Genomic DNA, 12,734 nt, shown 5'->3' on the forward strand with positions numbered 1-12,734 from the left:
CCGCTCTCCCCGGCGACCACCTGCAACACCGGGCCCCAGCGCCCGCGCCGGGCTTACCCAGTGGTTCACCCGGCTGACGCTCAGCGCTGCATTACGGGCCGCGAGACAGCCCTGAGCGTCAGCCGAGTTCGCCGGCTGACGCTCAGCGCTGTCTCGCGGCCCAGGAAGCAGCCCTCAGTGTCAGCTGAGCAAGATCAATGTTGGGCTCGGCGGCGGGCGAGCTCCTGGAGGATCTCGACGTTCTCCTGCTGGGTAGCGGCCGCGTCGTCGAGCAGCCGGATCGCCTCGGCCGGGTCGCCGTGGAAGCCTGACTTCAGCTGGTCGACCACGTCCCCGAGGTGGCTGGCGTCGTACTTCAACATGCCGACCAGGTCTTCGTCGCTCTTGTCCATCAAGTCCGCCATGCAGCGAGTATCCAGAAACCGACCCGCGTCGCGCAGCGGATCGGGTCAGTCCGACGGATCGGCGCGGCGGTTGCGCTTGGTCTGGCCACGGCGCTTCTTCTCGGCGATGCGGCGCTCGACCGAGCCGCGGGACGGCTTGGTGGCGCGGCGGGCCCGCGGCGGCGCGGCGATCGCTCCGGCGACCGCGGCGGCCAGCCGGGCGGCGGCCGCCTCCCGGTTGCGCAGCTGGGAGCGATGCTCGGCGGCGGTGATCGTGATCACGCCCTGCACGAGCCGGTTACCCAGGCGGGAGACCGCCCGCTCTTTCAGGGTCAGGGGCAGCAGGTCGGAGCCGAGCAGGTCCCACGACAGCTCGACCCTCGAATCGGTGGTGTTCACGCCCTGCCCACCGGGGCCGCTCGACCGAGAGAAACGCCAGGAGAGCTCGGCCGCCGGGATGGTCAGGCGGTCGTTCACCCGTACGTCGTCCAGCACCGCCCCAGCATTCCATCCGCCACGATCATGCGCCACGCGGTTATCGCCGGGACCCGGGCAGTGCAAGATTGGTGGGGTGACGTCACCAACCGCACCGGTCGCCACGACCGGTTATCCGTGGCCCATCGAAACCACGCGGCTGGCGAACGGCCTGCGGGTCGTCGTCAGTGCGGACCGGACCGCACCGGTCGTCTGCGTCAACCTCTGGTACGACGTCGGCTCCCGGCACGAACCGCCAGGTCAGACCGGGTTCGCGCACCTCTTCGAGCACCTGATGTTCGAGGGGTCGCAGCACGTGAAGAAGACCGAGCACATGCGGCTCGTGCAGGGCAACGGCGGTTCGCTGAACGCCACCACCAATCCGGACCGGACGAACTACTTCGAGACCATGCCGTCCGAGCACCTCGAGCTGGCGCTCTGGCTGGAGGCCGACCGGATGGGCGGGCTGGTCCCGGCGCTCACCCAGGAGACCCTGGACAACCAGCGCGAGGTGGTGAAGAACGAGCGGCGCCAGCGCTACGAGAACGTGCCGTACGGTGACGCCTGGCTGCGCCTGCTGCCGCTGCTCTACCCGCCGGGGCATCCGTACCATCACGCCACGATCGGGTCGATGGAGGATCTGAACGCGGCGAGCCTGGACACCTTCAAGGCGTTCCACCAGCAGTACTACGCGCCGAACAACTGCGTGCTCACGGTAGTCGGCGACACCACGCCCGACGAGGTCTTCGCCCTGGCGGAGAAGTACTTCGGTGCGATCGCCACAGTGCCGGACATCCCCCCGGCCCCGGACGGCTCGCTGCCCGGCCCGGCCGCCGGACCCGCCCGGGAGACGGTGACCGCCGCCGTGCCCGCGGCCCGGATCTACCTGTCGCACCGGACCTACCCGTTCGGCACGCCCGGCTACGACACGATGACCGTGCTCGCGACGATCCTCGGCAACGGCCGTGGCAGCCGGCTCTACCAGCGGCTCGCCGACGGCGCCCGGATCGCCCAGCCGGACTACATCGGCTCGTACGGGGTGGATCTCGCACACGCCCCGGCCCCGCTGATCATCACGGCCACGGTGAAGGACGGCGTCCCCGTGGAAACCCTGGAACAGGGCCTCGCCGACGTCGTGCAGAGCCTGATCGACGAGCCGGTCACCGCCGACGAGCTGAACCGGGCGAAGGCGCTGCTGACCACCGCGTGGTGGCGGCAGGTCTCCACTGTGGGCGGCCGCGCCGACACCCTCGGCCGGTACGCGACCCAGTTCGGCGATCCGTCCGCGGCCGGCGACCGGCTGGCGAAGTGGCTCGCCGTCACCGCGGAGGACGTCACCGCCGCGGCCGCCGAGACGCTGCGGCCCGAGTCCCGTGTCACCCTCACCTACCTGCCCGGGGAGCCGTCATGACCCTCGTCACCACCCGTCCGGCCCCGGGACCGGCCCGGCCGTACGCGTTCCCCGCGGTCCGCCGCATCACCGCGCACGGCGGCACGGTGATCGCCGCGCACCTGCCCGGCCAGATCCTCGCCAGCGCCGCGCTGCTGCTGGACGCGAGCGCGGCCCGCGAGGCCGAGGGCCGGGAGGGCACCGCGACGGTGCTCGCCAAGTGCCTGGAGGAGGGGACGAAGAAGCGGGACTCGGCGGCGTACGCGCTGGCCCTGGAGGGTCTCGGCGCCGACCTGTCCCCGTCGGTCGACTGGGACACCTTCCGGGTGGGGGTGTCGGCGCCCGTACCGATGCTGACCGACGCCGTGCGCCTGGCCGCCGAGGCCGCGCGCACACCGAAGCTGGACGCCGCGGATGTCGCGCGCGTGCGCGACGACGAGGTGACCGCGCTGCGGATGGACTGGGCCCAGCCCGGCCCGCGTGCCGACGCGGCCCTGCGCAAGGACCTGTTCGGCGCGGACGGGCGCTACTCCCGCCCGCTGCACGGCGACCCGGCGAGCGTCGCCGCGGTCACCGTCGAGGACGTGCTCGCCTTCCACGAGTCGTGGATGCTGCGGCCCGGCGTGCTGCTGGTCGCCGGCGACCTGGACGCGCTCGACCTGGACGCCCTGGCCGAGGCCGCGTTCGCCGGCACCTCGGGTGAGCCGCTGGCGGTGGCCGGCCCGCTGGGCGTACCGGTTCCGGACCGGGTCCGCACGCTGCTGGTCGACCGGCCCGGCTCGGTGCAGTCGACGCTGCGGCTCGGGCACCGGGCGCCGGAGCGGGCCACCCCGGACTACGTGGCGATGACGCTCGCCGCGACGGTCCTGGGCGGCGCGTTCACGTCCCGGCTGAACCACCTGATCCGCGAGGTGAAGGGCTACACGTACGGGATCCGCGGCTCGTTCGCGATGACCCGGCGGGCGGGCCGGTTCGAGGTGGCCGCCGGGGTGCAGACCGCGGTGACCGGGCCGGCGATCCAGGACACCCTGGGCGAGATCGCCCGGACCCAGCGGGAGGGTGTCACCGAGTCGGAGCTCGAGGTGGCCCGTTCGTGGCGGGCCGGGCAGCTGTCGGTGGAGATGCAGACGCCCGGTGCGATCGCCGGGGCCCTGGCCACGCTGGTCGTGTACGGCCTACCGGACGACTACTACGAGACGCTGCGCCGGGAGTACCTGGAAGCGACCGTGGAGCAGGTCTCCGCGGCCGCGGCCCGGCACCTGGCGGTGGACGGGCTGACCCTGGTGGTGGAGGGTGACGGGTCCGTCATCCGGGGGGATCTCGCCGAGTTCGGCGACCTGATCGACGCCGACGTCTGATGATGGGTTCCCGGGGTCGTGTCGCGCCGCGACCCCGGGCTCTCAGCGACGTCGATGATGTGACCTGGACCGCCTTCACAGCATCCTGTTAGCCGACGCCGGATAACTTTGCCGCCATGACGATCACCGAAGCGCCGACCGAGAAGCGCCCGGCCCGGCGCCGCATCGTCCTTTCTGTCTTCCTCTGGCTGCTGCTGACCCCCGGGGCGATCTGGTTCCTGGGGCGGGCGTTCGGACTCGAACGCGGCATGCTGATCATGTTGTTCGCCGGTACGCCGTACGTCGCTGCCTGGACCTTGATCCCCTTCCTGCTGGCGCTGGCCGCCAGGCGCTGGGCGGCTGCCGCGGTGGCCGGTCTGGTGGCCCTCGGCATGGCGGTGTGCGTGCTGCCGCGCGCCGTGCCGGACTTCGACAAGGGCCCGTCGGAGGGTGTCGAGCTGCGGGTGCTGACCGCCAACCTGCTGTTCAGCGACGCCGACCCGAATCAGATCGTCCAGATGGTCCGGGACAACGACGTCGCCGTGCTCGCCGTCCAGGAGTTCACCCCGCGCGGCGAGGCGGCTCTGAAAGCGGCCGGCATCGACGAGCTGCTGCCGCACCAGCAGCTGGCCCCGGAGTACGGCGCGAGCGGCTCCGGCCTCTACTCGCGGTACCCGATGCTGGACCAGGCTTCGCGCCGCAACGCCGGCGGCTTCCAGCAGGCGTTCGCGACGATCCAGCCACCCGGCGCCGCCCCGGTCTATCTGGAGTCGGTGCACCCGCTCGCCCCGGCCCACCCGACGATGTTCGCCGGCTGGAGCACCGACATCCGGGAGCAGCTGCCCGCCGACGAGAACAGCACGCCGCGGATCCTGCTCGGCGACTTCAACGCGACGCTCGATCACAAGGTGCTGCGGGAACTGATCGCGACCGGGTACCGGGACGCGGCCGACACCGTGGGCAAGGGTCTGGTGCCCAGCTGGCCGTCCCGGGGAGGATCGAACGGTCTGGTGACCATCGACCACGTGCTGGTCGACGAGCGGATCGGAGTGCGTGACGTGGAGGTGCACGACGTGACCGAGTCCGACCACCGTGCGGTGTTCGCCTCGCTCACCATCCCGGCAGCGTCATGATCGAGATTCGGCGCGTGGCGCTCGCCGACGCCGGGCCGCTCGCCGCGCTGCTGCGGGCCAACCGGGAGTACCTGCAGCCGTGGGACCCGATCCGCGAGGAGAGCTTCTACACCGAGGCCGGCCAGCGGGCGCTCCTCGCCGATGTGCTGACCCAGGACAACGCCCTGCCGCACGTGATCGTGGAGGACGGCCGGATCGTCGGCCGGATCAACCTGTCGAACGTGGTGCGCGGCCCGTTCCTCTCCGCCAACCTCGGGTACTGGGTCGCCGAGGAGACCGCCGGTCGCGGGGTCGCGACGAAAGCGGTCGCGATGCTCGTCCGGGCGGCCTTCGCCGAGCACGGCCTGCACCGGATCGAGGCCGGGACACTGCTGCACAACGTACGGTCGCAGCGCGTCCTGGAACGCAACGGCTTCGAACGGTTCGGGATGGCGCCGCGCTACCTGCGGATCGCCGGTGACTGGCAGGACCACTACCTGTTCCAGCTCCTCGCCGAGAATTGGCTCGCCGCCCAGCCGGGTGAGGCCTAGCATCGGCGGCATGAGAAACAGCGCAGTCACGACGACGCCGGCGAGTCCCGGCGTTCGTTCCCGCTGATCTCTCAGTGACGACAACGGCCCCGGGCGACAAGCCCGGGGCCGTCTTCCTGTCCTCGGCCGGTCGCCCACCGCACCCGAGGAGAACACCATGTCTGTCGACCACCGCCGGCTCGGCCGCGAGCTGGACCTTTTCGACTCCGACCCGCTGATCGGCGCCGGCCTGCCGTTCTGGCTGCCGGGCGGCGCCGCGGCGCGCCACGAGGTGGAGTCCTTTCTCTACGAGCTGGAGCGGCGCGCCGGATACCAGCACGTGTACTCGCCGGTCCTGGGCAAACGCCGGATGTTCGAGCTCTCCGGCCACTGGGACAAGTTCGCCGACGACATGTTCCCGCCGATGCGGGTCGGCGACGACGAACTGGTGCTGCGGCCCAGCCTCTGCCCGCACCACGCTCTGATCTTCAAGGCACGCGGTCGCTCGTACCGTGATCTGCCTCTGCGCATCGCCGAACTGGGCCCGATGTACCGCGCGGAACGCTCCGGCGTGCTCGGCGGCCTCTCCCGGGTCCGCTCGATCCTGCTCAACGACGCGCACATCTTCTGCCCGGAGGAGCAGGCCGGCGCCGAGGTGGCCGGCGTGCTGCGGCTGATGCGCGAGGCGCATGCCGCGCTCGGCCTCGGGCCGGTCTCGTACCGGCTCTCGCTGCGCGGTCCCGGCGGAAAATACGGCGGCGACGAAGCCGGTTGGGCACGGTCCGAGGCGCTGTTGCGCAAGGCGCTTTCCGAGGCACAGATCGGGTACGCGGACGCGCCCGGTGAAGCCGCCTTCTACGGCCCCAAGATCGACATGCAGATCTCGGATCCGGCCGGCCGGGAATGGAGCCTCGCCACCGTCCAGATCGACCACCACCAGCCGGAACGGTTCGAGCTGGAGTACGCCGACGCGCACGGCGGACGGTCCCGGCCGGTGATGGTGCACCGCAGCCTGGCCGGGTCGATGGAGCGGCTCTTCGGGCACCTGATCGAGGTGCACGGCGGCGCGTTCCCGGTCTGGTACTCGCCGGTCCAGCTGGCCGTGCTGCCGGTCGGCGCCGACCAGGACGAAGCGGCTTCCGCGGTCGTCCGGGACGCGCTCGCCGCCGGGCTGCGGGTGGAGGCCCACCGCGACGGGTCGGTCGGGGCCCGCATCCGGGAAGCGGCGGCGCGCAAGATCCCGTACGTCGCGGTGATCGGCGCCCGGGAAGCTGTGGACGGCCGGGTCGCGCTACGGCTGCGGAACGGTCGGCAGCTCGACCCGATGCCGGCGGCGGAGGCCATCGCGTTGATCGCGTCGGTCGCCGCCGCCCGCTCCGGAGATCTGCTCTAGGCCGCCGCTGTGCTGCGAGCGAGGCCGTAGGTCAAGGCGTCCACGAGGGCCGTCCAGCTCGCCTCGACGATGTTCTCGTGGACGCCGACCGTGGTCCACTCGCCGGTGTGGTTGCTGGTCTCCAGCAGCACCCGGGTGATCGCGTTGGTGCCGTGGCTGCCCTCCAGGATCCGCACCTTGTAGTCGGTCAGCTCGAACGACTTCAGCTGCGGGTAGTGGCTGGACAGCGCCACCCGAAGCGCTTCGTCCAGGGCGTTGACCGGGCCGTTGCCTTCGGCGGTGGCGATCACGCGCTCACCGCGTACCCGGACCTTCACGGTGGCCTCGGAGATCACCGTGCCGTCCTCGCGGTGCTCGACCAGCACCCGGTACGACTCCAGGGTGAACGGCCGGGCGAAGTCAGCACCGGGCAGCTCGCTGCGGACCAGCAGCTCGAAGGAGGCGTCAGCGGCCTCGAACGACCAGCCGCCCGCTTCCAGGTCCTTGACCTTCCGGGTCACCTTCGTCAGGGTGTCCGGATGGCCGGCCAGGTCCAGTCCGAGCTCACGGCTCTTGAGCTCGATGCTGGCCCGGCCGGCCATCTCGGTCACCAGGATCCGCATGTCGTTGCCGACAACCGCAGGGTCGATGTGGTTGTACAGCAGCGGATCCACCTTGATCGCACTCGCGTGCAGGCCCGCCTTGTGAGCGAACGCGGCAGCCCCGACATAGGCCTGGTGGGTGTCGGGGGCGATGTTGGCGATCTCGGCGAGCGCGGAGGAGACCCGCGTCGCCTTCTCCAGGCATCCGTCCGGTAGGACCTTCAGCCCGAGCTTGAGTTGCAGGTTGCTGACCGTGGCGAACAGGTCGGCGTTGCCGGGGCGCTCGCCGTACCCGTTGGCGGTGCACTGGAAGTGCCTGACCCCCGCCTCGACCGCCGCGACCGTGTTGGCGACCGCGCAGGCGGTGTCGTTCTGGCAGTGGATGCCGAGCTGCTCCGGGCTGACGCCGGCGCTTCTCACCACTTCGTTGATCGCCCTGGTGATCATCGAAGGGAGCATGCCGCCGTTGGTGTCACACATGACGACCCGCTCGGCGCCCGCGTCGATCGCGGTCTTCACGACACTGGCGGTGTACTCCGGGTCGTAGCGGAAGCCGTCGAAGAAGTGCTCGCAGTCCACGAACGCGCGCCGTCCATTGGCGACGAGGTGCTGGACGGTGTCCCGAACCATCGCCAGGTTCTCGTCGCCGGTGGTGCGCAGGGCCCGCTCGACGTGCCGGATGTCCGACTTGGCGACCACGCAGACGACCGGCGTACCGGCGTCGAGCAGCGCCTTGACCTGTGGGTCCTCAGCCACGTCGACGCCCGCCTTGCGGGTCGCGCCGAACGCCACCAGCACCGCGTGCCGCAGCTCCAGCTCGGTCTTCGCCCGTTCGAAGAACTCGGTGTCCTTGGGCATGGCGCCCGGCCAGCCACCCTCGATGAACCCCACTCCGAACTCGTCCAGCAGGCGTGCGACCGCGAGCTTGTCGGCGACCGTGTAGCTGATTCCCTCACGCTGCCCGCCGTCGCGCAGCGTCGTGTCGAACACCTGGTAGTCCATGAGAGGAAGTCCTTTCGGGTTGGTCACCCACTTCGACAACAAAAAGACCCCCCGCGGATGCGGGAGGTCTGCGCGTCGGCGGAGAGTCAGCCGGCGCGCTAGGTGCCAATAATGAGCACGAGGTGGGTCACGAGATGAAGCATGCCACTAACCGTGTTCACGGGAAGCGCTGTTCCAACTATCGGGACTAAGTTGGCCCTGTGGTGGACGAATCGTATTCACGAAACCTGCCCTTCTCGAAGGCGTACAACTTCCGTGACGTCGGCGGATACGCCGGCCTCGACGGGCGCACGGTGCGCTGGCGACGGCTGTTCCGCGCCGACTCGCTGCACCGGCTCGACGAGGCGGACGCCGAGGCGTTCGCGGCGCTGGGCGTGCGTACGGTGATCGACCTGCGCCGGCCGCACGAGGTCGAGAAGTTCGGCCGGGTCGCCGACGCGCACGGCGTCGACTACCGGAACCTGGTGCTGCGGCACGTGGACTGGGAAGAGGTCGGGCACACCGAGGACGAGGTGCACGAGCGCTGGCTCGCCGACCGCTACCTCAACTTCGCCGAGGACGGGCACGAGGCGATCGCCGACTCGCTGCGCCTGATCGCCGACCCGGCGGCCGCTCCGGTCGTGGTGCACTGCATGGCCGGCAAGGACCGGACCGGCACGGTCTGCGCGCTGACGCTGGCCCTGCTCGGCGTCGAGGACGAGGTGATCGCGGCGGACTACGCGCTGACCACCGAGGCGATGCGCCCGCTCACGAAATACCTGCTGGAGCACAACCCGGAGACGATCCTCGGCAACGAGCACATGTTCGACTCGCCGCCCGAGGCGATGCGGATGTTCCTCGGCGACCTCCGGGACCGGCACGGGTCGGTGGAGGCGTACACGAAGGAGATCGGCCTGACCGCCGACGAGATCGCGTCGATGCGAGCGCACCTGCTGACCGAGAACTGACTGCCGTACCGGCGCGGGCAGGTTGCCGCATCCTCTTCAGAACCTGGCCCGCGCACGGGCACCTCCTGCCGTTGCTCCCCGATGATCCGGGCCGCCCAGGAGGCGGGGTCATGAGGTGGTGCTCGCCTCGGGCGCGGAAGGCGCCGCGGAAGCCGCCCGGCGAGCAATCTCCACGTGGGACATCGGGCCCAGCCGGGCGGAGGCGAGACCGGCTTCCGGGCGAGCGGGGTGGACCCGCTTCCACCGTCGCAGCGGATGCCGGCGATCATCTCCGGCATGTTCGGGGCGGCCGCGCTCCGGCGGGCCTCGAATCCCGTGCCGCGAGCCGAGGAGTGGCGGCCGGATCTGGTGATCCCTCCGGTCACCGAGCTGGCCGGTGCGATCGCGGCGACCCGGACCGGCGCCCGGCATGCGGTCCACGGGCTGGGACCGCTGCCCGCGGAGGCGTGGGACTGGTTCGGCGCCCGCACCCAGGCGGAGCCGGGACGATCGTGGCGGCGCTCTGCCACGGGTTGCCGCACCTGATCCTGCCGCGGGGCGCCGACCAGTTCGTCAACTCGGCCCGCGCCGCGGACGCGGGAGTCGCCCCCCGCGTCCGCGGGGGTCGCCCTGGTTGTCCCGCCGCCGGACCTGTCCCCCGCAACCGTCGCCAAAGCCGCCGGCGAACTCCCGAGCTGCGCGCCCGATCCCGCGTCGTCCAGTCCGGAATCGCCGCCCCGCCAGACGCCCCCACCACTGACCAGCTGACGGCCAGTGCTGCCTCAACGCCCGGAACACAGCCCTCACCGTCAGCCGACTTCCTTCGGCTGACCGCCAATGCTGCCTCAACGGCCGGGAGACAACGCTCGGCGTCAGCCGACTTCCCTCGGCTGACCGCCAATGCTGCCTCAACGCCCGCGAGACAACGCTCGGCGTCAGCCGGGTTCTTCGGCTGACCGCCAATGTTCCTTGAAACGGCCGGAGACAGCGCTGGGGGTCAGCCGGTGGAACCGGCTGACCCCCAGCGTCGGGTGGCGCGGCTCTGGGTGGGTGAGAGCCGCATCAGCCCGGCGGTCGCGCTTCGGCCTTTCGCCGTGCGTGGTCGCGGATTTGTCGTACCCCGGATGTTTCTTCTTTAAAGAACTCGGTGCACCCAGCTGAAGGGGTCCTCGGCGCGGCCGCGCTGGATGTCGACCAGTTCTTTGCGCAGGCCCATGGTGACCTCGCCGGAACCGCCGTCGGCGACCGTGAACTCGCCGTCCTCGCTGCGGATCGTGCCGATCGGCGTGATCACCGCGGCGGTGCCGCAGGCGAACGCCTCGCGGACCCGGCCGGAAGCGACGCCGTCACGCCACTCCTCCAGGCTGATCGGGCGCTCCTCGACCCGGCGGCCGGCCCGCTGCGCCAGCTTGATCACCGAGTCGCGGGTGATGCCGGGCAGGATCGTGCCGGTCAGCGGCGGGGTGGCCAGGCTGCCGTCGTCGAAGACCAGGAAGACGTTCATGCCGCCCAGCTCGTCGATGTACTTACGCTCGACCGCGTCCAGGTAGACGACCTGGTCACAGCCGTGCTCGGCGGCCTCGGCCTGGGCCGAGAGACCGGCCGCGTAGTTGCCGCCGCACTTGGCCGCGCCGGTGCCGCCGGGCGCCGCGCGGGTGAAGTCCGGCGAGACCCAGATGTTCACCGGCTTGACGCCGCCGGAGAAGTACGGTCCGACCGGCGAGGCGATCACCAGGTAGAGGTACTCCGTTGCCGGGCGGACGCCGAGGAAGACCTCGCTCGCGTAGGCGAACGGGCGCAGGTAGAGGCTGCCCTCCTCGCCGCCCGGGATCCAGTTCCGGTCGATCGAGATGATCTCGTGCAGCGACCGGAGGAAGGTTTCGACGGGCAGGGCCGGCATCGCCATCCGCGCGGCGGACTGGTTGAACCGGGCCGCGTTCGCATCCGGGCGGAACATCGCGACACCGCCGTCCGGCAGCGTGTACGCCTTGAGGCCCTCGAAGATCTCCTGGGCGTAGTGCAGCACCGCGCTCGCGGGGTCCATCGGGATCGGGGCGCGGGCCTCGACCCGCGGGTCGTACCAGCCCTTACCGTCCGCGTACCGCACGGTGACCATGTGGTCGGTGAAGATGCGGCCGAAGCCGGGGTTCGCCAGCAGGGCGGCGCGTTCTGCGTCGCCTACGGGTGCCGGGTTCGGACGGATCTCGAAATCGAGGTTGTCACCACCGCTCATGACAAAGAGACCTGCTTTCTGCAGAAAAGATCGAAGCATGCGAGGCACCCGTAGTGCCGCATGAAATCTACCCCGAACGGTCGTTAAAACAATGACCGCGGGGTGACGGAGCCCTGGTCGGGCTCCGGTTGGCTCCGGCTGGGAGAGGCGCCGACTCAGACGGCGGCGGCGACCCGGTCGCCGACCTCGGCGGTACGCAGCGGCGCGCCCGAAGTGCGGGACGCGACCTCGGCCGCGACCGCCTCGGTTACTCGCCGTGCCTCATCGAGGTGGCCCAGGTGCTCCAGCAGCAGGGCCGCGGAGAGGATCGCGGCCGCCGGGTCGGCGAGGCCCTTGCCGGCGATGTCCGGCGCGGAGCCGTGCACCGGCTCGAAGGTCGACGGGAACTTGCGCTCCGGGTTGACGGAGCCGCTGGCTGCCATGCCGATGCCGCCGGTCACGGCCGCGGCGATGTCGGTGAGGATGTCACCGAAGAGGTTGTCGGTCACCACCACGTCGAACCGCTGCGGGTTGCTCACCATGAACATGCTGGCGGCGTCGATGTGCTGGTATTCCGTGGTGACGCCGGGGTGCTCGGCCGCGACGGCGGCGAACGCCCGCGACCACAGGTTGCCGGCGTGCGTGAGCACGTTGGTCTTGTGCACCAGGGTGACGTGGCGGCGGTCGCGGCGCTCGGCGCGGGCGAAGGCGTCGCGGATGACCCGCTCGACGCCGTGCCGGGTGTTCAGGCTCTCCTCGGTCGCGATCTCGGCGGGAGTGTCCTTGTGCAGGACGCCGCCGGCGCCGACGTAGAGGCCCTCGGTGCCCTCACGCACCACGACCATGTCGATCTCGCCCGCCTTGACGCCGGCGAGCGGGCTGGTGGTGCCCGGCCACAGCTTGGAGGGGCGCAGGTTCACATACTGATCGAAGTCGAACCGCAGCTTCAGCAGCAGCCCGCGCTCGAGGACACCCGGCGGGACGCTCGGGTCGCCGATCGCGCCGAGCAGGATGGCGTCGTGGCCGGCCAGCTCGTCCTGGATCGCCTGCGGCAGGACCTCACCGGTGCGGTTGTAGAGGCGGGCACCCAAGTCGTACTCGTTGTAGTCGGCCCCGGGGAGGACGGCGTCGATCACCTTGCGGGCCTGGGCGGTCACCTCGGTCCCGATGCCGTCTCCGGCGACAACCGCGATCCGCGCCACGCTCACGTCCACTCCCAACGTCGGGTCCAACCCGTGCCAGGGTAGCCGTGCTTCCCGTTGTGCGGTACGCCGGTCCCACTGGTTGGATTAGTGGGTACGCGAACAGCCCCCGGACCGCGGCAAACGGTCACGGGGGCTGCTGCGACGAGTACGCGTGGTTCGGTCCCGCCGGATGACCGCGCGGCCGGACAC

General features: G+C 70.9%; 12 protein-coding genes. 7 read left to right on the top strand and 5 right to left on the bottom strand.

Annotated features, from left to right (window positions below; genetic code table 11):
* Positions 1–194 precede the first annotated feature (194 nt).
* On the bottom strand, positions 195–404 hold the full coding sequence (locus tag OHA21_RS33165) for a hypothetical protein (RefSeq protein ID WP_328461658.1): 210 nt from the start codon (positions 402–404) through the stop codon (positions 195–197).
* Positions 405–449: 45 nt separating this feature from the next.
* The gene (gene arfB / locus OHA21_RS33170) at positions 450–878 is read right to left on the bottom strand and encodes an alternative ribosome rescue aminoacyl-tRNA hydrolase ArfB (protein ID WP_442874932.1); all 429 of its coding nucleotides are present in this window, start codon (positions 876–878) and stop codon (positions 450–452) included.
* A 76-nt stretch (positions 879–954) separates the two neighbouring features.
* Between arfB and OHA21_RS33175 the strand changes: the two genes are divergently transcribed.
* The 5 genes from OHA21_RS33175 to thrS all read left to right on the top strand — a co-directional run bounded on the left by OHA21_RS33175 (position 955) and on the right by thrS (position 6,619).
* Positions 955–2,268, top strand: a complete 1,314-nt coding sequence (locus tag OHA21_RS33175; protein ID WP_328461660.1) for a M16 family metallopeptidase — start codon at positions 955–957, stop codon at positions 2,266–2,268.
* The gene (locus OHA21_RS33180) at positions 2,265–3,605 is read left to right on the top strand and encodes a M16 family metallopeptidase (RefSeq protein ID WP_328461662.1); all 1,341 of its coding nucleotides are present in this window, start codon (positions 2,265–2,267) and stop codon (positions 3,603–3,605) included. The genes OHA21_RS33175 and OHA21_RS33180 overlap by 4 nt, the downstream gene beginning before the upstream one ends.
* Positions 3,606–3,721: 116 nt before the next feature.
* Entirely contained in the window at positions 3,722–4,717 is a 996-nt protein-coding gene (locus OHA21_RS33185; RefSeq protein ID WP_328461663.1) for an endonuclease/exonuclease/phosphatase family protein, read from the top strand.
* Positions 4,714–5,247 (top strand): GNAT family N-acetyltransferase, encoded by a 534-nt coding sequence (locus tag OHA21_RS33190; RefSeq protein ID WP_328461665.1) that lies wholly within the window; start codon positions 4,714–4,716, stop codon positions 5,245–5,247. The genes OHA21_RS33185 and OHA21_RS33190 overlap by 4 nt, the downstream gene beginning before the upstream one ends.
* A 157-nt stretch (positions 5,248–5,404) precedes the next feature.
* Positions 5,405–6,619, top strand: coding sequence for a threonine--tRNA ligase (thrS, locus tag OHA21_RS33195; protein WP_328461667.1), 1,215 nt, complete (start codon positions 5,405–5,407; stop codon positions 6,617–6,619).
* Here the strand turns inward: thrS and cimA are convergent.
* The gene (gene cimA / locus OHA21_RS33200) at positions 6,616–8,202 is read right to left on the bottom strand and encodes a citramalate synthase (protein WP_328461669.1); all 1,587 of its coding nucleotides are present in this window, start codon (positions 8,200–8,202) and stop codon (positions 6,616–6,618) included. The two genes, thrS and cimA, sit on opposite strands and share 4 nt — an antisense overlap.
* A gap of 200 nt (positions 8,203–8,402) precedes the next feature.
* Here cimA and OHA21_RS33205 point away from each other — a divergent pair, with 200 nt between their 5' ends.
* Positions 8,403–9,149: a tyrosine-protein phosphatase gene (locus OHA21_RS33205; RefSeq protein WP_328461671.1), complete on the top strand. Its 747-nt coding sequence runs from the start codon at positions 8,403–8,405 to the stop codon at positions 9,147–9,149.
* Positions 9,150–9,323: 174 nt separating this feature from the next.
* Positions 9,324–9,674 carry a hypothetical protein gene (locus OHA21_RS33210; protein ID WP_328461673.1) on the top strand — a complete coding sequence of 117 codons (351 nt, stop codon included), beginning with the start codon at positions 9,324–9,326 and terminating at the stop codon, positions 9,672–9,674.
* Between the two features lie 589 nt (positions 9,675–10,263).
* Here OHA21_RS33210 and OHA21_RS33215 read toward each other — a convergent pair.
* Both OHA21_RS33215 and OHA21_RS33220 read right to left on the bottom strand, forming a co-directional pair.
* Positions 10,264–11,361: a branched-chain amino acid aminotransferase gene (locus OHA21_RS33215; RefSeq protein WP_328461675.1), complete on the bottom strand. Its 1,098-nt coding sequence runs from the start codon at positions 11,359–11,361 to the stop codon at positions 10,264–10,266.
* 155 nt (positions 11,362–11,516) lie between these two features.
* Positions 11,517–12,542, bottom strand: coding sequence for a 3-isopropylmalate dehydrogenase (locus tag OHA21_RS33220; RefSeq protein ID WP_328478686.1), 1,026 nt, complete (start codon positions 12,540–12,542; stop codon positions 11,517–11,519).
* Between the last annotated feature and the right edge of the window lie 192 nt (positions 12,543–12,734).

Origin of the sequence: Actinoplanes sp. NBC_00393, from assembly GCF_036053395.1 — a bacterium.
Lineage (GTDB): Bacteria > Actinomycetota > Actinomycetes > Mycobacteriales > Micromonosporaceae > Actinoplanes.